The organism is Pseudomonas donghuensis (assembly GCF_000259195.1).
In the GTDB taxonomy this organism is placed as follows: Bacteria; Pseudomonadota; Gammaproteobacteria; order Pseudomonadales; family Pseudomonadaceae; genus Aquipseudomonas; species Aquipseudomonas donghuensis.
In genome coordinates, this window is the sequence record NZ_JH650783.1 from 5039 (window position 1) to 26530 (window position 21492).

Consider the following 21492-nt stretch of genomic DNA (forward strand, 5'->3'; position numbering starts at 1 on the left):
CACCCCCTTGGAGTGGATCGGCTGACCAAGGTTGACCTCGCGCTCGATGTCGACGATGCCGCTGCCACCCGGGTAGACCGTGGCGGAAATCCGCGCCGGGATACCGAATGCCGAATCGCCGACTTCGAGTACGGTCAGGCCGTTGCACTTGCCCACCGCGGCACCGTCGGTGTCGATCAGGATGATGCCGGCCAGCATGTCGTCGAGAATCCGCGCCGACACGCGGCCAGTGCGGGTGGCCTTGGCCTTGAGGGCACGTTCGATGTGCCCGGCGTCGGTCATTTCGTCGTTGGCCAGGTGGCGGATGAAGTCCGCCTCGCTGACCAGTTGGAACAGGTCGCCGATGCGCGCCGACAAACGCCCCTGGTGCTCGGCCAGGCGCGCGCTGTAGGTGGCCAGGCGCGCCACCGCATCAGCGCTCAGCGGCGCCATGCCCTCTTCGCTGGTGCGGGTCTTGAGCAACTGGGCGAACTGCTCCAGGCTCTCGTCGACCATGGGGATGTCTTCGTCGAAATCGACCAGTACCCGGAACATTTCCTGGAAGTCCGGATCGTGATCCTGCAGGGCGTAGTACAGCTGCCGCGCGCCGATGATCACCACTTTGATATTCAGCGGGATCATCTGCGGATTGAGGGTCACGGTAGCCAGGCGGCCGTACTCGCCCAAGGGCGATTCCATCTTCAGCTTGCGCGACTGCAGGGCGCGCTTGAGCGCGTCCCAGACAAACGGCTCGCCGAGCATCTTCTCGGCCTCAAGAATCAGGAAACCGCCGTTGGCCCGGTGCAAGGCCCCGGGGCGCAGTTGCCGGTACGTGGTGTACAGCGCCCCCTGGTCGGTGCTGTATTCGATACGGCCAAACAGGTTGTCGTAGGTCGGGTGCGGCTCGAACACCACCGGCGCGCCGCCGCTGGCGTGATGGCCGACCACCAGGCTTGGCGAGTACTGCTCTTCGAGCAGCTTGCGCGCCTGGGCATCGGTCTTGCTGTCATCGACCAATTGCTCGACCACGGTGCGCAGCAGGTACACCTGCATGGCCTGCAGATAAGCGCAAACGGCGGCGTTTTCTGCGTACTTTTCAGACAGCGGCGCCAGCAATGGCTGCAAGGCCAGGGTGATGGTTTCTTCGTTGAGGTGGCGTAGCTGGTTGCTCGACTCGCGCTTCCATTGCGGCAGGCTCGCCAGCTCTTCGTTGAGGCGCTCCTCCAGGGCGGCGATGTCGTCGTGGAAACGCTCACGCTCGGCTTCCGGCAACTGGGCGAATTCGGCTTCGTCCAGCGCCTTGCCGTCGGCCATCGGGGTGAAGGCGACGTTGCTGCTGTCGCGGTACAGGGCTACGTCCTTTTCCAGTGAGGCGCGCTCGATCACATCCAGGGCGCGGTCGTAGCGCTGGTTGAAGGCGCGATCGATGGCGCTCTTCTTCTGCTGGTAGGACGGGTGCTCGAAGACCGCCGGGAAAGTCGCCAGCAGGTTGTCGATCAGGCCACCGATGTCGCTGATGAACGCCCCGGCGCTGCCTGGCGGCAACTCCAGGGCGCGCGGCTCGCGTGGCTCGTCGAAGTTGTTGACATAAACCCAGTCCGAGGGCGTATGCAGGCGTTTGCCTTCCGCCTTCAGGTAGCGTTTGACGAACGAGAAACGGCCAGTGCCGGGCTCGCCCATGACAAATACGTTGTAACCAGGGCGCGGCATGGCGACGCCGAACTGCAAGGCTTCGACCGCACGCTCCTGGCCAAGCACACCGCGAAAAGGCTCCAGATCATTGGTGGTGGAAAAAGCGAACTGTTCAGCGGAAAACGGCCGGGTCAGGGCTTCGGGCGCAAGACGCAGGCTCGCAGCGACAGGATCGGGCATCGGGCTTCCTTACTTCGGCGGGGCAGATGTCAGCATTCTGGCGCCGTGCGCGTACGCCTTGCAAGGCTCATCGCTGCGAATTGTCGTAGGGGCGAAAAGCCGATCTACGTCAACATTTTCAGGCAATCTTTCGCAATAAATCACGCAACCCTTAGATCGTGCCTAAACTCCAAACTGCGCGGCTGGGTAAATAACCGACCCGCCCTGGCAACTGGTCCTACAGATATGCCAGACAACCCTGACCTTTGGTATGTACTTCTAGAAAGAGAACAATGCTATGAAACGGATTCTTCTGGGTACTCTGTTCACTGCGGTTTCCCTCAATGCCATGGCCCAGGCGCCTGGCGGACCGGACTGCGGCTGGGGCAACATGCTGTTCGAGGGCCAACGCGGGACACCGGCCCACTTCCTGGCCTCCACCACCAACGGCACGTCCGGCAACGCCACTTTCGGCATGACCTCGGGCACCAACGGCTGCTCGACCAACTCTGCGCTGACCTATGGCGGTAAATCATGGTTCGCCATGAACGGTATGATGAACGAACTCTCCGAGGACATGGCCAAGGGTCAAGGTGAAGCACTGACCACCTATGCCGTGGTGCTGGGCGTTGCCCCGGAAGATCGCGCGCACTTCGCCGCGGTTACCCATCAACACTTCCAGGACATCTTCAAGACCGCCGATGTCACGGCTGAAGACGTGCACAGCAACACCCTCGCGGTGCTGAAAAGCGACCCGCGCCTGGCCAAATACGCCACCCAGGCTTAAGCTCGGCCCACCCGCCCCGTCACCGGGGCGGGTTGTTGTCCGCCTCTATCGGCATCATTCAGACTTAGTTGCCCGACATGCTCAAACGCCTTGCCTACCTGGCGCTCTGTGCCTGCGCCCCGCTGCATGCTGCCCCTACATTCGATGACGCACGCCTGAAGCAACTGGCGGCCGAGCGCTACTGGATCGCCCTCGGTCACTACGAGACGGCCAAGCTTGGCGGTTGGCGCAGCTACGTCGACGACCAGCGCTTCTTTCTCGCCGCAGACGGCGCCCATCACCCGGACCAGGAGCTGCGCGCCACCGTCCAGGCGCTGTATGCCCCGGCGAGCCTCGGCAACAAACACGCCCAGTGCGTGTTCCCGGCGCGTACCCGCTGGTTGCGCGAGCAGTTGCAACTCAGCGACCTGCCAACCCCGGACTGCCAGGAATACACTCAGTGGTTCAAGGACGTCTCACCGCACAGCGCGGTGATGATCTTTCCGGCCGCCTACCTGAACAGCCCGTCGTCGATGTTCGGCCACACCCTGTTGCGGATCGACCAGGCCGACGTGCAGAGCAACGCAACCGCCCTGCTCAGCTATGCGATCAACTTCGGCGCCTATATCGAGGGCAGCGACAACAGCATCCTCTATGCCTGGAAGGGCCTGATGGGCGGCTACCCGGGCCTGTTCGCCCTGGTGCCCTACCAGGAAAAGCTCTCCGAGTACCGCAGCCTGGAAAACCGCGACCTGTGGGAATACCGGCTGAACCTGACCCCGGAAGAAACCGGGCGCATGGTCGAGCATGTCTGGGAACTCAAGCAGATCCAGTTCGACTATTTCTTCTTCGACGAAAACTGCTCCTATCGCTTGCTCGAACTGCTGCAAGTGGCACGCCCGAGCCTGGACCTGACCTCGCAGTTCCCGTTGACCGCGATTCCCACCGACACGGTCAAGGCCGTCAAGCAGTCCGGCCTGGTCGAACGCATCGACTACCGGCCGTCACGCGAACGTGAGCTGCTGGAGCGGGCCAAACCGCTGGATGCCGGCGAGCAACAGCAGGTGCTGGCGGTCAGTGCCGACACCGCCCAACTGCAAAGCCCCGAATTCACCGCCCTGCCGCGCGAGCGCCAGGCCCTGGTACAGGACGCCGCCTATCGCCTGGAGCGTTACCGGGCCAACGGCCAGGAGCGCGACCCGGCACGCAGCAAACGCAGCTTCGAGCTGCTGCGGGCGATTAACCGCAACCCGCCGCCGGAGCTTGAAATCGAACGCCCGGGACTGCCTGAAGACGGCCATCAGTCGCGCACCTGGCAGTTGGGCCTGGGTAGCCGCGATGATCGCGCCTATGCCGAGTATGGCCTGCGCATGGCCTATCACGACCTCAACGACAACGCCTACGGCTTTCCCCTCGGCGCGCAGATCGAGATCCTTCAGCTCAAGCTGCGCCAGTACGAAGGCAACGACTGGCAGGTGCAACGCCTGGACCTGGCCACCATCCGCTCGCTGACCCCGCGCAATGCCTTGCTGCAACCCTGGTCGTGGCAGGTCGCCGGGGGGCTGGAGCGGGTGCTGGGCAAGCATGGCGATGAGGTGCTGGTCAGCCACGTCAACGGCGGCGCCGGCGGTACCTGGCAGTTGGCCGATGACCTGCTTGGTTTTGCCCTGGGCACGGTGCGGGTCGAGCACAACAATGACTTTTCCGGTTTCATCGCCCCGGCAGCGGGGTTCAACACCGGGCTGCTGTGGCGCAATCCGCTGGGCAACCTGAGTGTCGAGGCCAAGGCCGACTACTTCACCAACGGCGAGGTGCGGCGTAGCCTGAGCTTGAACCAGCAGTGGGAATTGTCCCGCGATCTGGGCCTGCGGCTCAGTGCCAGCCGCGACTTCAGCAAGTTGGCGTCGGCGCAGAACGAGGTGATGCTGGAATTGAAGTGGTACCAGTATTAGCAAGGCTGCGCCTTGCATCGCTGGCAAAGCCAGCACCCACAGGTCAGGTGTACACGGTCCAGTGTGGGGGCCGGCCTTGCCGGCGATGGGCTGCGCAGCAGCGCCAATGCCCTGATCACATCCTTTTGACACGCCAGCGACAATTCCCCACCTAGACTTTCCCTGGCAAGCGGAGAGTTTGAACATGCGGCGGTATTGGCTGGTCATGGTGGTAATGGGCGTGCTCACAGGTTGCCAGACAACCCACGAGCAACTGATCAATCAGGGTTATCCACCGGCCTACGCCGATGGTTTCCAGGACGGTTGCAGCAGCGGTCGCCAGGCCGCCGGGGTGATGGCCGGGGATTTTCGCAAGGACGTGCCGCGCTACCTGCACAACCGTCAGTACGAGTCCGGCTGGGACGATGGCTTTCGCCAGTGCCACGCCATGCAGGAGAACCAGGACCTGCAGGAATACCGCGCCCGACACTGGGATGACCGCGATGAGCAGTGGCAGGAAGAAAAGGATCGGGATGCCGCGCGCGCCTATCGACGCAAGTAGGTCGCAATCGGACATCCGATGCAACCACCGGGCTGTCAGCATGGTCTCCCATGAAAGGAGGCCCTCATGAGCCGAGCATTCGTCAACGAAGACCAGGCCGCCGCCCAGGCCAGCCAGCCGGTGGAACGCCGGATCAGCGAGCAGCCCAACCATGTTACCGCCTGCGGCCTGACCCTGCTGCAACAACGGCTCGCCGAGCTGAACAGCTTGCGCAGCGAACTCCTGAGCCAGGGCGATCAGGCTGACCAGCAGCGCCTGGCCGAAATCGAACGCGACCTGCGCTACTTCAGCGCCCGGGTGCAAAGCGCCCAGGTCGTCGCCCCCGCCACTTCCCATGAAAAGGTGCAGATCGGCAGCCGGGTACTGTTTGTCGATGAGCAGGGCCAGCAGCATCAGGTGCAACTGGTCGGTGAAGACCAGGCCTATGCCGCCAGCGGCCTGATCAACTGGGGTTCACCTCTGGGCCGGGCGTTGCTGGGAGCCGCGCCCGGTGATGAGGTGCTGTGGCGACGACCGGCAGGGGATCTGCGAATCGAGATCGTCGCCATCGAGCCGGAAGCTTAAACCACGCCCTGGGCCAGCATGGCATCGGCAACCTTGACGAAGCCGGCGATGTTGGCGCCCTTCACGTAGTTGATCCGGCCGTTCTCTTCGCCGTAGTGCACGCAGGCATGGTGGATCGATTGCATGATGTTGTGCAGCTTGCTGTCCACTTCACCGGCGGTCCACAACAGGCGCATGGCGTTCTGCGACATCTCCAGGCCACTGACGGCCACGCCACCGGCGTTGGAGGCCTTGCCCGGAGCGAAGAGGATGCCGGCTTCGATGAAGATATCCACAGCCTCGAGGGTGGTCGGCATGTTGGCGCCCTCGGCCACGCAGATGCAGCCGTTGCGCAGCAGGGTGCGGGCGTCTTCGGCGTCCAGTTCGTTCTGGGTCGCGCATGGCAGGGCGATGTCGCAGGCCAGGGTCCAGGGGCGCTGGCCCTTGCGGAACTCCAGGCCAAAACGTTCGGCCAGCTCGCTGATCCGGCCACGCTTGACGTTTTTCAGCTCCATCAGCGCATCCCACTGCTCATCGCTCATGCCGGCTTCGCAGTACAGCGTGCCTTCGGAGTCGGACAACGAGATCACCTTGCCGCCCAGGTCCATGACCTTGCGCGCGGCATACTGGGCAACGTTGCCGGAGCCGGAAATGGCCACCCGGCGACCGTCGATGCGCAGGTCCTGGCGCTTGAGCATCTCTTCGGCGAAGTACACGCAGCCGTAGCCGGTGGCTTCCGGGCGAATCAGGCTGCCGCCGTAGGTCATGCCCTTGCCGGTCAGCACCGAGGTGAACTGGTTGGCCAGGCGCTTGTACTGGCCGAACAGGAAACCGATCTCGCGGGCGCCGACGCCGATATCACCGGCCGGCACGTCGAGGTCGGCGCCAATGTGGCGGTACAGCTCGCTCATGAACGCCTGGCAGAAGCGCATGACCTCGGCATCGCTCTTGCCCTTCGGATCGAAGTCCGAGCCGCCCTTGCCGCCGCCCATGGGCAGCGAGGTCAGGGAGTTCTTGAACACCTGCTCGAAAGCCAGGAACTTCAGCACGCCGAGGTTCACCGAGGGGTGGAAACGCAGGCCGCCCTTGTACGGGCCGATGGCACTGCTCATCTGGATGCGGTAGCCGCGGTTGACCTGGACCTTGCCCTGGTCATCGACCCACGACACGCGGAACAGGACCGCCCGCTCCGGCTCGACCATACGCTCGAGGATACCGGCCTGCAGGTAATGAGGATTGGCTTCGAGGAACGGCCAGAGGCTGCGCAGCACCTCTTCGACGGCCTGATGGAACTCAGGCTGGGCCGGGTCGCGTTGCTTGAGGCGAGCGAGGAAATCTTCGACAGATTCGATCATGTAGACATTCACCAGATGGAGTGGGCTTATTGGTTTTTTCCCCGACTGTACCAAGAAGCCACCGCACCGCAACAGGGCGAAATGTCGTTTTTATGAAATTAAATGGTGCATTTGTATAAGTGTATACACTTCATCTTTCAGCGCTAAATCTGTGGGAGCTGGCTTGCCAGCGATGAATTCGACACAAATCCAGGCAAAAAAAACGGGACCCGAAGGCCCCGTTCCAGTGCACAGCCCTGAGGGTTATGCCAGTTTTTTGTGCCGTACCCGGTGCGGCTGAGCAGCGGCTTCGCCCAGGCGCTTCTTGCGATCGGCTTCGTACTCGGTGTAGTTGCCTTCGAAGAACACCGCCTGCGAATCGTCTTCGTAAGCGAGGATGTGGGTGGCCACACGGTCCAGGAACCAGCGATCGTGAGAGATCACGATGGCGGCGCCCGGGAAGTCCAGCAGGGCTTCCTCCAGCGAACGCAAGGTTTCGACGTCGAGGTCGTTGGACGGTTCGTCGAGCAGCAGGACGTTGGCGCCCTCTTTCAGGGTCAGGGCCAGGTGCAGACGACCGCGCTCACCACCGGAGAGATCCTTGACGAACTTCTGCTGATCGCCGCCCTTGAAGTTGAAACGGCCCACGTAGGTGCGCGACGGAATCTCGTAGGTGCCGATGCGCAGTTGGTCGGAGCCGTCGGAGATCTGCTGGAACACAGTCTTGTTGCCGTCGAGGTCTTCGCGGCTCTGGTCAACGCAAGCCAGTTGCACGGTTTCACCGATCTCGATGCTGCCCGAGTCCGGCTGTTCCTTGCCCATCAGCATGCGGAACAGGGTCGATTTACCGGCACCGTTGCCACCGATCACGCCGACGATGGCGCCTTTTGGCATGGAGAACGACAGGTTGTCGATCAGCACGCGATCGCCATAGCCCTTGGTGACGTTCTTGAACTCGATGACCTTGTCACCCAGGCGTGGACCGGCCGGGATGTAGATCTCGTTGGTCTCGCTGCGCTTCTGGAACTCCTGCGACTGCATTTCTTCGAAGCGTTGCAGACGGGCCTTGGATTTGGACTGACGGGCCTTGGCGCCTTTGCGCACCCACTCCAGTTCTTCCTTCATGGCCTTTTCGTGGGCCGACTGCTGCTTGGATTCCTGGGCCAGACGATCGGACTTGGCTTCCAGCCAGCCCGAATAGTTGCCTTCGTACGGAATACCGGCGCCGCGGTCGAGTTCGAGGATCCAGCCGGCGACGTTGTCGAGGAAGTAACGGTCGTGGGTAATGGCAACCACGGTACCCGGGAAGTCGTGGAGGAAATGCTCCAGCCAGGCGACGGAATCGGCATCCAGGTGGTTGGTCGGTTCGTCGAGCAGGAGCATGTCAGGGGCCGACAGCAGCAGACGGCACAGGGCCACACGGCGCTTCTCACCACCGGACAGGTGCTCGACCTTGGCTTCCCAGGCCGGCAGGCGCAGGGCGTCGGCGGCCACTTCCAGCTGACGCTCGAGGTTGTGGCCATCGCTGGCCTGGAGGATGGCTTCAAGCTTGGCCTGTTCGGCAGCCAGCTTGTCGAAGTCGGCATCCGGCTCGGCGTAGGCGGCGTAGACTTCGTCCAGGCGGGCCTGGGCGTCCTTGATCACACTGACCGCTTCCTCGACCACTTCACGCACGGTCTTGGCCGGGTCCAGCTGGGGCTCCTGCGGCAGGTAGCCGATGTTCAGTTCGGGCATCGGACGGGCTTCGCCGTCGAACTCGGTGTCTACACCCGCCATGATTTTCAGCAGGGTGGATTTACCCGAGCCGTTGAGGCCGAGCACGCCGATCTTGGCGCCGGGGAAAAACGACAGGGAGATGTTCTTCAGGATTTCCCGCTTCGGCGGGACAACCTTGCCCAGCCGATGCATGGTATAGACGTATTGAGCCATGGATAAACCTAGCGTCAGAGACGAAAAAATAAGGACGATACAGATGAAGGAAGCCGTAGCCCCCAGGAAAGGGCCAAAGCTACCGTAATGCGCCGGGTTGGGCAAACCGCCGACGAACAGGGCTGGCACTTTGCCACGTTTGCGGGCATGCTAGCCGCCCTTCGGGCGTCCGGCTTATAGTGCGCAACCGGAGCCGTCGCCAGGAACGCGGCACTTGCCAACCAGCAGCTCTAAACCTGCCATCCAGCCATACCGCAGGATCAACGTTTGACCAATCTCTCTCAGCCGTCATCCCTGCGCAAGCCGGCCACTGCGTCAGGCTCGCCGCTGCGCGGTTCATTGAAAGGCGCGCTGGCCCTGTTGGTGCTGTTGCTGCTCGGCCTGCTGCTGTGGCAGTTGATTGCCCAGTTCCGTCATACCCAGGCTGACCAGTATCAGCAAAGCTTGAACGACAGTGCCGAGCTCGCCGATCACATGAGCCTGAACATGGCGCTCAAGGCCCAGGTGGCGCTCAATCAGTTCCAGCAATACCGCGTGTCGCCTGGCCCGGAACACCTGCCAAAAGTCATCGCCCAGTTGCGCCAGCAACAGCCGAACCTGCTCAGTGTCGCCTGGATCGGCGCCGACGGCAGTCTACAGGCCGACAGCCTGAACGCCAGCCCCGATTACCAGGTGCTGGACGAGCTGCTGCGGCTGAACCAGGGGCGCGACTACTATTACAGCAACAGCGCCGATAACCAGCAGGTCTACCTGTTGCTGCGCCAGCCGGGCGAAGCGCCCAGCGGCTACTGGTTCCTGCGCCTGGCGCCGAGCTACTACAGCGACCTGACCACCCACCTGGACCGGCCCAACCACCCCTTGTGGTTGCTGGAAAACAGCCGTACCGGCGACATCATCAACCGCCATCAACCGACTCCCGGCAGCGATGAGCCGCTGCAAAGCGTGATGCTGGCGTTTCTCGACAACAGCACCTGGCAGTTGCGCGGCCTGTTCGATGCAGGCCTTGCCCGCCAGCAACTGTTGCCGGCACTGATCGGCAAATGCGTACTGGGGCTGTTCTGCGCACTGATACCGCTGCTGGCCTTGATCAACATGCGCCGCCGGCATCGCCTGCTGCAGGAAAGCCGTCGGCGCTACCACGACATTTTCGAAGGTACCGGGGTCGCGCTGTGCGTGCTCGACCTCTCCGGCCTGCCCGGTCAGCTCGAGCGGTATCGCCTGCGCAGCCGCCCGGCCCTGGAACAGCGCCTGGCGTTCGACCAGCCTTTGCGCCGGGTGCTGCTGCAAGAACTGAAAGTCACCGAAGTCAATCAGGTGGCCCTGCAACTGCTCGGCGTCAATTGCTGTGACAGTGCCTGGCAGCGCCTGGTCGAAGGTTCGCAGACCGACAGCGACGGTATCGGCGTCCAGCTGCTCGGGGCGATCCTCGACAACCAGCAACAGCTGGAGCTGGAGGTACGCCTGCCGACGGCGGATGGCGAGGACCTGCACCTGTGGCTGATGGTGCGCTTCCCGCAGCAGCGCCGTGATTATCAGGCGGTGATCCTCAGCATCAGCGATATCACCAGCCGCAAGCAGGTCGAGCTGTCGTTGCTCGAACGCGAAAGCTTCTGGTCGGACGTGGTGCGCACCGTGCCTGACCAGCTGTACGTGCAGGATGTGCAAAGCCAGCTGATGATCTTCAGCAACCGCAACCTCGGCCAGACCCTGGGCTACAGCCGCGCGGAGCTGGCGAAGATGGGCGATCATTTTTGGGAGTTGCTGCTGCACCCGGACGATGCCCAGCTGTACCGGCAATTGCGCCAGCAACAACGCCACTCGGGTTATGTCGAGCAACTGCATTGCCAGCTGCGTTTGCGCCACCACGACCAGTGCTGGCGCCGCTTCGACATTCGCGAACAGGCCCTGACCCGCAACAGCGCAGGTTGCGTGACGCGGATCATCGGCGTCGGCAAGGACGTTACCGAGCAGATCGAGGCCAGCGAATCCCTGCGCGACAGCGAACAACGCTACCGCATGCTCGCTGAAAGCATCAGCGACGTGATCTTCTCCACCGACAGCCAACTGCAACTGAACTACGTCAGCCCGTCGATCCAGGCGGTCCTGGGCTTTGAAGTGGAGTGGATCATCGAAAACGGCTGGCATTCGACCATCGCCAACCCGGCCCAGCTCACCGGCATCTACAGCCTGGTCGAGCGGGTCAACAAGGCCCTCGGCGACCCCGAACAGCTGGAGCAGTTGCGCACCCAATTGCCGACCCAGCTGTTTCTGTTCGACTGCCTGCGCGCCGATGGCCGCAAGATCCCGATCGAGCTGCGCCTGGTGCTGGTCTGGGATGACCAGGAGCGCTTCGAAGGCATCCTTGGCGTCGGCCGCGACATCAGCCAGCAACGCCGCGCCGAGAAAGACCTGCGCATGGCCGCCACGGTATTCGAGCACTCGACCTCGGCGATCCTCATCACCGACCCGGCCGGTTACATCGTCCAGGCCAACGAAGCCTTCAGCCGCGTCAGTGGCTACGCCGTAGCCGATGTACTGGACCAGTTGCCGAGCCTGCTGACCGTCGATGAGCATCAGGATGCCCACCTGCGCTACGTGCTCAAGCAGCTGCACCAGCGCGGCACCTGGGAAGGCGAAGTGTGGCTCAAGCGCCGCAACGGTGAACACTACCCGGCCTGGGTCGGCATCACCGCGGTGCTCGACGATGAAGGCGACCTGGCCAGCTACGTGTGCTTCTTTACCGACATCAGCGAGCGCAAGGCCAGTGAACAGCGCATCCACCGCCTGGCCTACTACGATGCCCTGACCCACCTGCCCAACCGCACCCTGTTCCAGGACCGCCTGCATACGGCCCTGCAGCAAGCCGATCGGCACAAGGCCTGGGTGGTGCTGATGTTCCTCGACCTCGACCGCTTCAAGCCGATCAACGACTCCCTCGGCCATGCCGCGGGCGATCGCATGCTCAAGGACATGGCCGAGCGCCTGCTCGACTGCGTCGATGACGACGACACCGTGGCGCGCATGGGTGGCGATGAATTCACCTTGCTGCTGCAACCGCGCGCCACCCGGGAAATGGCCTTGAACCGCGCCATTCACGTGGCCGAACAGATTCTCGGCAGCCTGGTGCGACCGTTCGTGCTGGAGAACCGCGAGTTCTTCGTCACCGCCAGTATCGGCATCGCCCTCAGCCCGCAGGATGGCAGCGAGCTCAGCCAGCTGATGAAGAACGCCGACACCGCCATGTACCACGCCAAGGAGCGCGGCAAGAACAATTTCCAGTTCTACCAGGCCGACATGAACGCCAGTGCCCTGGAGCGCCTGGAGCTGGAAAGCGACCTGCGCCACGCCCTGGAGCAGAACGAGTTCATCCTTTATTACCAACCGCAGTTCAGCGGCGACGGCAAGCGCCTGACCGGCGCCGAGGCGCTGCTGCGCTGGCGCCATCCGCGGCGCGGGCTGGTGCCGCCAGGGGACTTCATCCCGGTGATCGAGGAGCTCGGCCTGGTGGTCGATGTCGGCGATTGGGTACTCAAGGAGGCCAGCCGCCAGCTCAAGGCCTGGCACCAGGCCAAGGTGCGGGTGCCGAAGGTCTCGGTGAACATCTCGGCGCGCCAGTTCTCCGACGGCCAGTTGGGCGAGCGCATCGCCACCATCCTCAAGGAAACCGGCCTGCCGCCGGCGTGCCTGGAGCTGGAACTGACCGAAAGTATCCTGATGCGCGAGGTCAACGAGGCCATGGTGATCCTCGACAGCCTGAAGAACCTCGGCCTGAGCATCGCGGTCGACGACTTCGGCACCGGCTATTCGTCGCTCAACTACCTCAAGCAGTTCCCCATCGACGTGCTGAAGATCGACCGCACCTTCGTTGACGGCCTGCCCGAGGGTGAACAGGATGCGCAGATTGCCCGGGCGATCATCGCCATGGCCCACAGCCTGAACCTGGCGGTGATCGCCGAGGGCGTGGAAACCCACGAGCAGTTGGAGTTCCTCCGTGAGCACGGCTGTGACGAGGTGCAGGGTTACCTGTTCGGGCGGCCGATGCCGGCGCATCAGTTCGAGGCGCAATTCAGCAACGAAACCTTGTTCATGTTCGAGTAGGCAGGAAGCTGCAAGCCTTAAGCTACAAGCGGCAAGTTAGAAGCGTTACGCGTTCGGCCTTTGACTTGCCGCTTGAAGCTTGCAGCTTGTCGCTCATGAGCCCCATTTGTCTGCGACATGATGCCCTTTCATATGCCAGACAAAAGCTGATGAGGTAGAATGCCCGCCTATTTCAGCACGATCCTTGAGGACCGCCATGTTCAGCCGTGATTTGACCATTGCCAAGTACGACGCCGATCTCTTTGCCGCCATGGAGCAAGAAGCTCAGCGCCAGGAAGAACATATCGAGCTGATCGCCTCGGAAAACTACACAAGCCCCGCTGTCATGGAAGCCCAAGGCTCGGTGCTGACCAACAAGTACGCCGAAGGCTATCCGGGCAAGCGCTACTACGGCGGTTGCGAATACGTCGACGTGGTCGAGCAACTGGCCATCGACCGTGCCAAGGAACTGTTCGGCGCCGATTACGCCAACGTCCAGCCGCACGCCGGTTCGCAAGCCAACAGCGCCGTCTACCTGGCCCTGCTGTCGGCCGGTGACACCATCCTGGGCATGAGCCTGGCCCACGGTGGTCACCTGACCCACGGCGCCAACGTCAGCTCCTCGGGCAAACTGTACAACGCCATCCAGTACGGCATCGACGCCAACGGCCTGATCGACTACGACGAAGTCGAGCGCCTGGCGCTCGAGCACAAGCCGAAGATGATCGTTGCCGGCTTCTCGGCCTACTCGCAGATCCTCGACTTCCCACGCTTCCGCGAAATCGCCGACAAGGTCGGTGCCTACCTGTTCGTCGACATGGCCCACGTTGCCGGCCTGGTCGCTGCAGGCGTGTACCCGAACCCGGTGCCATTCGCCGACGTGGTCACCACCACTACCCACAAGACCCTGCGCGGTCCACGTGGTGGCCTGATCCTCGCCCGCGCCAACGCCGAGATCGAGAAGAAGCTGAACTCCGCGGTATTCCCGGGCGCTCAGGGCGGCCCACTGGAGCACGTGATCGCCGCCAAGGCCATCTGCTTCAAGGAAGCACTGCAGCCTGAGTTCAAGGCCTACCAGCAACAAGTGGTGAAAAACGCCCAGGCCATGGCCGGCGTGTTCATCGAGCGCGGTTTCGACGTGGTTTCCGGCGGTACCCAGAACCACCTGTTCCTGCTGTCGCTGATCAAGCAGGAAATCTCCGGTAAAGACGCCGACGCCGCCCTGGGTCGCGCCTTCATCACCGTCAACAAGAACTCGGTTCCAAACGACCCACGTTCGCCGTTCGTCACCTCCGGCCTGCGCTTCGGCACCCCGGCCGTGACCACTCGTGGCTTCAAAGAGGCCGAGTGTAAAGAACTGGCTGGCTGGATCTGCGACATCCTCGCCGACCTGAACAACGAAGCGGTGATCGACGCCGTTCGCGAGAAGGTCAAGGCCATCTGCGCCAAGCTGCCGGTATACGGCAAGTAAGCACAGCGTCATGATGTGAAAAAGCCCGGCTCAAGAGCCGGGCTTTTTTGTACCTGTAGGAGCGGGCTTGCCCCGCGATGCAATAGTGATCGCACCATCGCATCGCGGGGCAAGCCCGCTCCTACAGAGTCAAAGCCTCAAACCCTTCGCGAATCTTCGCCTCCGGCAAATCGTCGGCAATGAACACCATCACACTCTCGCGCACTTCCCCCTCTGCCCACTCAGTATCCCAGTCAAAGCCATAAAGCTTGAGCACGCCCTGGAACACCAGGCGCCGCTCCTCTGCGGCAATGTTCAGCACGCCCTTGTAGCGCAGCAGCTGCTTGCCGTGTTCCTCCAGCAACTGGTTCATGAAGTCGCTGAGGCGATCAATGTCCAGCGGCGTATCGGTGCGCAGCACCAGGCTGGAGATCCGATCCGGCGTCGCCGTCTGCACGACCGGGCGCAGGCTCAAACCGCCACCCAGGTCGGCATTGAGGTTGAAGCCGCGCACATCGAGCAATTCGGCCAGGTCGATCTTGCCATGCTCCACCACCCGAATCGGCGCACGACGGTTGATCCGCCCCAGGCGCTCGCTCAGGGCCTGGAAGCTGGCGCCATCGACCAGGTCGGTCTTGCTCACCAGCAGGCGGTCGGCAAAGCCGATCTGCGCCTGGGCAATGGTCTGGGTCAGGTGCAACTCAGCGTGCGCCGCATCCACCAGGGTGATGATGCCGTCGAGGAGGTAGCGCTCGCGCAGTTCTTCGTCGATGAAGAAGGTTTGCGCCACCGGCGCCGGGTCGGCCAGGCCCGTGCACTCGATTACCAGGCGGTCAAAGGCGATCTCGCCGCTGTCCAGGCGCTCGAGCAGCAGGTACAGCGCTTTGGTCAGGTCGGTGTGGATGCTGCAGCACACGCAACCGTTGGCCAGGGTCATGACCTGCACCGGTTCATCGCCCAGCAACTGCGAATCGATGCCGGCATCGCTGAATTCGTTTTCGATGACGGCGATCTTCAGGCCATGCTCGGCCTTGAGCAGGTGACGCAGCAAGGTGGTCTTGCCGGCGCCGAGAAAGCCACTGAGTACGGTGACGGGAATGGGAGATAACAAACCGAATACTCCTGAACGCTGAAAATGACTGTGGGAGCCCGGCGCGAACCAGGCTCCCACAGCTTTGTCACTTGCCTTGCATGCCGCTTTTCAACAGCACTTGGGCCCACCCTTGCCGCCGTAACGAGCCTCCTGGCGTTCGCGGAAGAACTCCTCGTAGGTCATCACCGGCTTGTCCGGGTGCTTGGTCTGCATATGCTCGACGTAGTTGTCGTAGTCGGGCATGCCGACCATCAGGCGGGCTGCCTGCCCCAGGTACTTACCCAGTCGACCGAGATCGTTGAACATCACTGCATTCCTCTTCGGTTACGCATCCGGCAGGGCCTGGAACGGGGACTCTTTGTCAGTCCGCTCTTTTTTGCCCAGGGCAGCGATGCCGACCTTGAGGGCGAAGAACAGAATGCTGAAGACCACGAACAGGAACAGGCCGGTCAGGGCCGCGTTGGTGTAGGCGTTGAAAATCACGTGCTGCATCTGGCCGATGTCCTTGGCCGGGGCCAGCACCTGCCCGGCGTCGAGCGCCGCGCTGTACTTGTTGGCCAGGGCCAGGAAGCCGACTGCCGGGTTCGGGTCGAACAGCTTGATGAAGCCGGCAGTGGTGGTGCAGATCAGCAGCCATACCGCAGGCACCAGGGTGACCCACATGTAGCGTTGGCGCTTCATCTTGATCAGCACCACGGTGCCGAGCATCAGGGCGATGCCGGCGAGCATCTGGTTGGAGATGCCGAACAGCGGCCACAAGGTGTTGATGCCGCCCAGCGGATCGATCACGCCCTGGTACAGCAGGTAACCCCACAGCGCCACGCAACCGGCGGTGGCGAGCAGGTTGGCGCCCCACGATTCGGTGCGTTTGAGTGCAGGTACGAAGCTGCCCAGCAGGTCCTGAAGCATGAAGCGCCCGGCACGGGTACCGGCGTCCACAGCGGTGAGGATGAACAGCGCCTCGAACAGGATCGCGAAGTGGTACCAGAAGGCCATGGTGTTTTCACCCGGCAGCACCTGGTGGAGGATCTGCGCGATCCCCACCGCCAGGGTCGGCGCACCGCCGGCACGAGCCAGGATGGTGTGCTCGCCGATGTCCTTGGCCACCGCTTCGAGGGCGTCCGGGGAAATGGCAAAGCCCCAGCTGCTGACGGTCTGCGCCACCGACACGACGTCGGCGCCAACCACTGCGGCCGGGCTGTTCATGGCGAAGTACACGCCTGGCTCGATCACCGAGGCGGCAACCATGGCCATGATCGCCACGAACGACTCCATGAGCATGCCACCGTAGCCGATGTAACGGGCGTTGACTTCGTTATCCAGCAGTTTCGGCGTGGTCCCCGAAGAAATCAGCGCGTGGAAGCCCGATACCGCGCCGCAGGCGATGGTGATGAACAGGAACGGGAACAGGGTGCCTTTCCAGACCGGGCCGGTACCGTCGGTGAACTGGGTCAGCGCCGGCATTTTAAGCTCGGGAGCGATGATCAGGATACCGATGGCCAGGCCGACGATGGTGCCGATCTTGAGAAAGGTCGACAGGTAGTCACGCGGTGCCAGCACCAGCCACACCGGCAGTACCGCGGCAACGAAACCGTAGCCCACCAGCATCCAGGTGATCTGCACGCCGGTGAAGGTGAACGCCGGGCCCCAGACCGGGTCGGCGGCAACCTGGCCCCCCAGCCAGATCGACAGCAACAGCAGCACCACGCCAATCAGCGAAATCTCACCGATATGGCCCGGGCGGATGTAGCGCATGTAGATGCCCATGAACATCGCGATCGGGATGGTCGCCATCACCGTGAACATGCCCCATGGGCTCTCGGCCAGGGCCTTGACCACGATCAGCGCCAGCACCGCAAGGATGATGATCATGATCAGGAAGCAGCCGAACAGGGCAATGGTGCCCGGAATCCGGCCCATCTCTTCACGGACCATGTCGCCCAGCGAGCGGCCGTTGCGGCGGGTGGAGAGGAACAGGATCATGAAGTCCTGTACCGCACCGGCCAGCACCACCCCGGCAATCAGCCAGAGCGTGCCCGGCAGGTACCCCATCTGCGCCGCCAGCACCGGACCGACCAAGGGACCGGCACCGGCAATCGCGGCGAAGTGGTGACCGAAAAGAATGTGTTTGTTGGTCGGCACGTAGTCCAGACCGTCGTTGTTAAGCACCGCCGGAGTGGCCCGACGTGGGTCCAGCTGCATCACCTTGGTGGCGATGAACAGGCTGTAGTAGCGATAGGCGACCAGGTAGATGGCCACCGAAGCGACGACAATCCACAAGGCGTTGATGGCCTCGCCACGACGCAGGGCGACCACACCCAGCGCACAGGCTCCTATGACTGCCAGCGCCAACCACGGAATGTGGCGTAGCAGGCTATTATTGTTGTTCATGGTTTGCTTCCAGCTAGTGGATAAAAGACAGCCTTTCGAGTCTAGCGATACTGGCAGGAAAGGCCAGCCCCCACGTTGGTCTAGAGCCCTCCAGCGTGGGTTGGACAAACCTCGTTATGCGCCCTTGCGCGGGCCTTGGCAAGTGCTGAGCTATAGTCAGGAAGAACCCCGGAGTGCCTGAACATGAGCGACCCCCAAGAACGTCGACGTTTCCAGCGAGTAGCCTTCGATAGCCCCACCGAACTGCGTCAGGGCGATCGGTACTGGCCGGTCGAGCTGATTGACCTGTCCCTCAAGGGCTTGCTGATCAAGTGCCCAGAACCTTGGGACCCCGACCTGACCCAGGACTTCGAGGCCCTTGTCCACCTGGGGGAGCAAGTAACGCTATGGATGCAGGTGGAACTGCGCCATGAGGAAGGCAATCGACTGGGTTTTGTTTGCCTGCGTACTGATATCGATTCATCGTGCCATTTGCGGCGTTTGGTCGAACTCAACCTGGCCGACAACCCCGAAATGATGCGTGAACTGCGGGAATTGATCGAAGATTAGAATCTGTTAGCACCCTAACCACCAGCCTACCCCTTGCTTTTCTGTCCATCTGGACAGCTTTTTCAGCCTCCCTGTCATTTCTCACGCAGCCTTGCGAGGGCTGCGCGCAGCTGTTGGAACGATCTCTGCATCCAGCCCTGAAGCCAAACCATAGGTAGGACTGTTCCTACGCAAATCTAAAAATTGTATACAATTGTTCTGGCATTCATGTGTAGGACTTGTCTACAGTAGCGCCACAACAATAAAACTGAGAACTTGCCCCATGAATACGTCCTCCCCTAGCACGTCTTCAGCCCAGCGTCCCGAAGACGAGAACCTGGGCCTTGGCGCCAACCTGGCTTATGGCCTGCAGCATGTTCTGACCATGTACGGCGGTATCGTCGCCGTGCCTCTGATCCTCGGCCAGGCAGCCGGCCTGGGCCCCGCCGATATCGGCCTGCTGATCGCCGCGTCGCTGTTTGCCGGTGGCCTGGCAACCCTGCTGCAAACTCTCGGCCTGCCGTGGTTCGGTTGCCAGTTGCCGCTGGTGCAAGGGGTGTCGTTCGCCGGTGTGGCGACCATGGGCGCGATCCTCAGCAGTGAAGGCGGTGGCGGCTTGCCCGGGGTATTGGGCGCGGTCATGGCGGCGTCGCTGATCGGTTTTCTGATTACCCCGGTGTTCTCGCGGATCACCAAGTACTTCCCGCCGCTGGTCACCGGTATCGTCATCACCACCATCGGCCTGACCCTGATGCCGGTGGCCGCACGCTGGGTGATGGGAGGCAACAGCAAGGCGCCGGATTTCGGCAGCATGGCCAACATCGGCCTGGCTGGCCTGACCTTTGTCATCGTCCTGGTCCTGAGCAAGCTGGGTAGCGCGACCATCTCGCGGCTGTCGATCCTGCTGGCGATGGTCATCGGCACCCTGATCGCCTGGTCGCTGGGCATGGCTGACTTCAGCAAAGTTCTCGACGGCCCGCTGGTGGCGTTGCCGACGCCGTTCCACTTCGGCATGCCGACCTTCCACATCGCCGCCATCCTGTCGATGTGCATCGTGATCATGGTGACCCTGGTGGAAACCTCGGCGGACATCCTCGCCGTCGGTGAAATCATCGACACCAAGGTCGATTCCAAACGCCTGGGCAATGGCCTGCGCGCCGACATGGCCTCGAGCATCCTGGCGCCGATCTTCGGCTCCTTCACCCAGAGCGCATTCGCCCAGAACGTCGGCCTGGTGGCCGTGACCGGGGTCAAGAGCCGCTACGTGGTGGCCACTGGCGGGGTGATCCTGGTGGTGCTCGGCCTGCTGCCGATCATGGGCCGGGTGATTGCCGCGGTGCCGACCTCGGTACTGGGTGGCGCCGGCATCGTGCTGTTCGGCACCGTTGCCGCCAGCGGCATCCGCACTTTGTCCAAGGTCAGCTACAAGAACAACGTCAACCTGATCATCGTTGCCGCCTCCCTGGGCTTCGGCATGATCCCGATTGCCGCGCCGAACTTCTACGCGCAGTTCCCCAACTGGTTCGAGACCATCTTCCACTCCGGCATCAGCTCGGCTGCGATCATGGCGATCGTGCTCAACCTGGTGTTCAACCACTTCACCGCCGGCAACTCCGACCAGCAGTCGGTATTCGCCGCCGCCTACGAACGCACCCTCCACTACTCGGACATTTCCGCCCTGCGCGATGGTGACTACTTCGAAGACGGCAAGCTGTTCAACGCCGAAGGCAAGGAGGTACCGGTGATGAGCGAGGGCGAGCATGGAGAGCCGCCGGCGCGACGAGAGGCGATTTCGGAGCACTGATTGGGTTGCGCTTGATTCAACAGGGCCGGTGCTTATGCACCGGCCTTTTCTATTGCGCCGTTATTGATGCGCCGATGACAGCTGCTGGGTAATGAATCCCTCGGCGGTCAGCGCACGGATAACCCCACGCAAAAGGTAGCTGTGGGAAAAGCCCAAGGTGTATTGGCGGGCATTGGGCTTGATCGGGACCAGCATGCCGCGCTCAACCAGTTTCTTGATCTGATACGTACGTTGAGGGCCATTCAGTCCCGGCATCGCGGCTGCCAGGTCACTCGATCTGGCAATTGCGCTGTCACTATCGAGCAGCAACCGGAGCACTCCGTACTCAAGCTCGGTAAGCAACGCCCGCTCACGGGCATGGGCCAGTGCTGGAGACAGGATGGCCTGTTTCAAATAACGGTAATCCAATAATCGATCAAGCTTCCTGAGTTCGTCCAGAATGCCCCGCAGAACATACTCGCACCACCGCTCCTGCCCTTCAGCCGTACCGGCATCCGCTTGGGCAAGCATTTCGTAATAGCGTTCGCGGTCATTGCAAAACACCGCGGTCGGGTTGAGCAAACGCCCACCTGCAGCGACGTTGAATCCATATTTGATCAACATCACATAGGTCAATAACCGCACCACGCGGCCATTGCCATTGCTGAACGGGTGAATCCAACCGAATCGATGATGAGCGATGGCAACCTTCATCAGATCGTACTTTTGGGGATCCCTGCGATTGATGAAAGCAACCAGTTCCTCCATGTAACCTTGGACCTGCACCGGATCGGGCGGGAGATGGCTCGACTGGGCGATACGCACCTGTCCAGCGCGGAAACTGCCAGGGGTTCGATCCCCTTCCCTGTCGAGGTCGTCGACGGTAATGGCATGCAACTCTCGCAGCAGATGCAAACCGACGTCATCCGCCTCATTGAAATGGTCCTCGACAAAAGTCATGGCTTTTTCGATATTGGATATTTCGCGAAGCTGGTCCGATGCGGAGTCAGTCCCCTCCACTTTGCTTTCGACATAGTCCGCAAGTGTCGTGTGGTTACCTTCGATACGTGCCGAACCCAAGCTCTCTAGAAGGTGGAAAATGCTCTTGAGCTGGAAGAACAGACTGGAAGGTGTGGTGCCAGCAAGCCGATAGCGACGTAAGTGCTCAAACTCCGTCAAGACATCCACCAATGGCGAGTCGAAGGAAGGGTTAAGCAGTGCCAGTTCGTGGTGCTTGAAAGTCGGCATGTCGAATTATCTCAAGAGCACTTCTTC

The 21492-nt window shown here is 62.1% G+C and carries 14 protein-coding genes and 1 pseudogene; 8 read left to right on the plus strand and 7 right to left on the minus strand.

The features are described from left to right. The coding region (locus tag UW3_RS27630) for an AAA family ATPase (protein WP_010226384.1) at positions 1–1851 on the minus strand (1851 nt) is incomplete at its 3' end. Positions 1852–2128: 277 nt separating this feature from the next. On the opposite strand from UW3_RS27630, the gene UW3_RS0124075 reads away from it, so the two are divergent. The 4 genes from UW3_RS0124075 to UW3_RS0124090 all read left to right on the plus strand — a co-directional run bounded on the left by UW3_RS0124075 (position 2129) and on the right by UW3_RS0124090 (position 5653). Beyond that, positions 2129–2617, plus strand: coding sequence for a DUF3015 domain-containing protein (locus tag UW3_RS0124075; RefSeq protein ID WP_010226385.1), 489 nt, complete (start codon positions 2129–2131; stop codon positions 2615–2617). A 77-nt stretch (positions 2618–2694) separates the two neighbouring features. Beyond that, entirely contained in the window at positions 2695–4548 is a 1854-nt protein-coding gene (locus UW3_RS0124080; RefSeq protein WP_010226386.1) for an Lnb N-terminal periplasmic domain-containing protein, read from the plus strand. A gap of 184 nt (positions 4549–4732) precedes the next feature. Next, entirely contained in the window at positions 4733–5089 is a 357-nt protein-coding gene (locus tag UW3_RS0124085; RefSeq protein WP_010226388.1) for a hypothetical protein, read from the plus strand. Positions 5090–5155: 66 nt separating this feature from the next. Further along, entirely contained in the window at positions 5156–5653 is a 498-nt protein-coding gene (locus UW3_RS0124090) for a GreA/GreB family elongation factor (protein WP_010226390.1), read from the plus strand. Here the strand turns inward: UW3_RS0124090 and gdhA are convergent. Both gdhA and ettA read right to left on the minus strand, forming a co-directional pair. Beyond that, positions 5650–6987, minus strand: coding sequence for an NADP-specific glutamate dehydrogenase (gdhA, locus tag UW3_RS0124095; protein WP_010226392.1), 1338 nt, complete (start codon positions 6985–6987; stop codon positions 5650–5652). The two genes, UW3_RS0124090 and gdhA, sit on opposite strands and share 4 nt — an antisense overlap. Before the next feature lie 243 nt (positions 6988–7230). Beyond that, entirely contained in the window at positions 7231–8895 is a 1665-nt protein-coding gene (gene ettA, locus UW3_RS0124100; RefSeq protein ID WP_010226393.1) for an energy-dependent translational throttle protein EttA, read from the minus strand. A gap of 1110 nt (positions 8896–10005) precedes the next feature. Between ettA and UW3_RS0124105 the strand changes: the two are divergent. Next, a pseudogene (locus UW3_RS0124105) lies at positions 10006–12993 on the plus strand (sensor domain-containing protein); the annotation flags it as partial. A 196-nt stretch (positions 12994–13189) separates the two neighbouring features. Continuing rightward, the gene (gene glyA, locus UW3_RS0124110; RefSeq protein ID WP_010226395.1) at positions 13190–14443 is read left to right on the plus strand and encodes a serine hydroxymethyltransferase; all 1254 of its coding nucleotides are present in this window, start codon (positions 13190–13192) and stop codon (positions 14441–14443) included. A 121-nt stretch (positions 14444–14564) separates the two neighbouring features. Here glyA and yjiA read toward each other — a convergent pair whose 3' ends face one another. The 3 genes from yjiA to UW3_RS0124125 form a co-directional block, all read right to left on the minus strand. Further along, a complete protein-coding gene (gene yjiA, locus UW3_RS0124115; protein ID WP_010226396.1) occupies positions 14565–15533 on the minus strand; it encodes a GTPase in 969 nt (322 codons plus the stop codon). Between the two features lie 90 nt (positions 15534–15623). Next, positions 15624–15821 carry a YbdD/YjiX family protein gene (locus tag UW3_RS0124120; protein ID WP_010226397.1) on the minus strand — a complete coding sequence of 66 codons (198 nt, stop codon included), beginning with the start codon at positions 15819–15821 and terminating at the stop codon, positions 15624–15626. Positions 15822–15839: 18 nt separating this feature from the next. Beyond that, on the minus strand, positions 15840–17906 hold the full coding sequence (locus UW3_RS0124125; protein ID WP_010226399.1) for a carbon starvation CstA family protein: 2067 nt from the start codon (positions 17904–17906) through the stop codon (positions 15840–15842). Between the two features lie 183 nt (positions 17907–18089). Between UW3_RS0124125 and UW3_RS0124130 the strand changes: the two genes are divergently transcribed. Then, positions 18090–18455, plus strand: a complete 366-nt coding sequence (locus tag UW3_RS0124130) for a PilZ domain-containing protein (RefSeq protein WP_010226401.1) — start codon at positions 18090–18092, stop codon at positions 18453–18455. Between the two features lie 262 nt (positions 18456–18717). Then, complete coding sequence (locus UW3_RS0124135; RefSeq protein ID WP_010226403.1) at positions 18718–20238, plus strand: nucleobase:cation symporter-2 family protein; 1521 nt, start codon at positions 18718–18720, stop codon at positions 20236–20238. A gap of 60 nt (positions 20239–20298) precedes the next feature. On the opposite strand, the gene UW3_RS0124140 is transcribed toward UW3_RS0124135, so the two are convergent. Beyond that, positions 20299–21465: a Fic family protein gene (locus UW3_RS0124140; protein ID WP_010226405.1), complete on the minus strand. Its 1167-nt coding sequence runs from the start codon at positions 21463–21465 to the stop codon at positions 20299–20301. Positions 21466–21492: the final 27 nt, after the last annotated feature.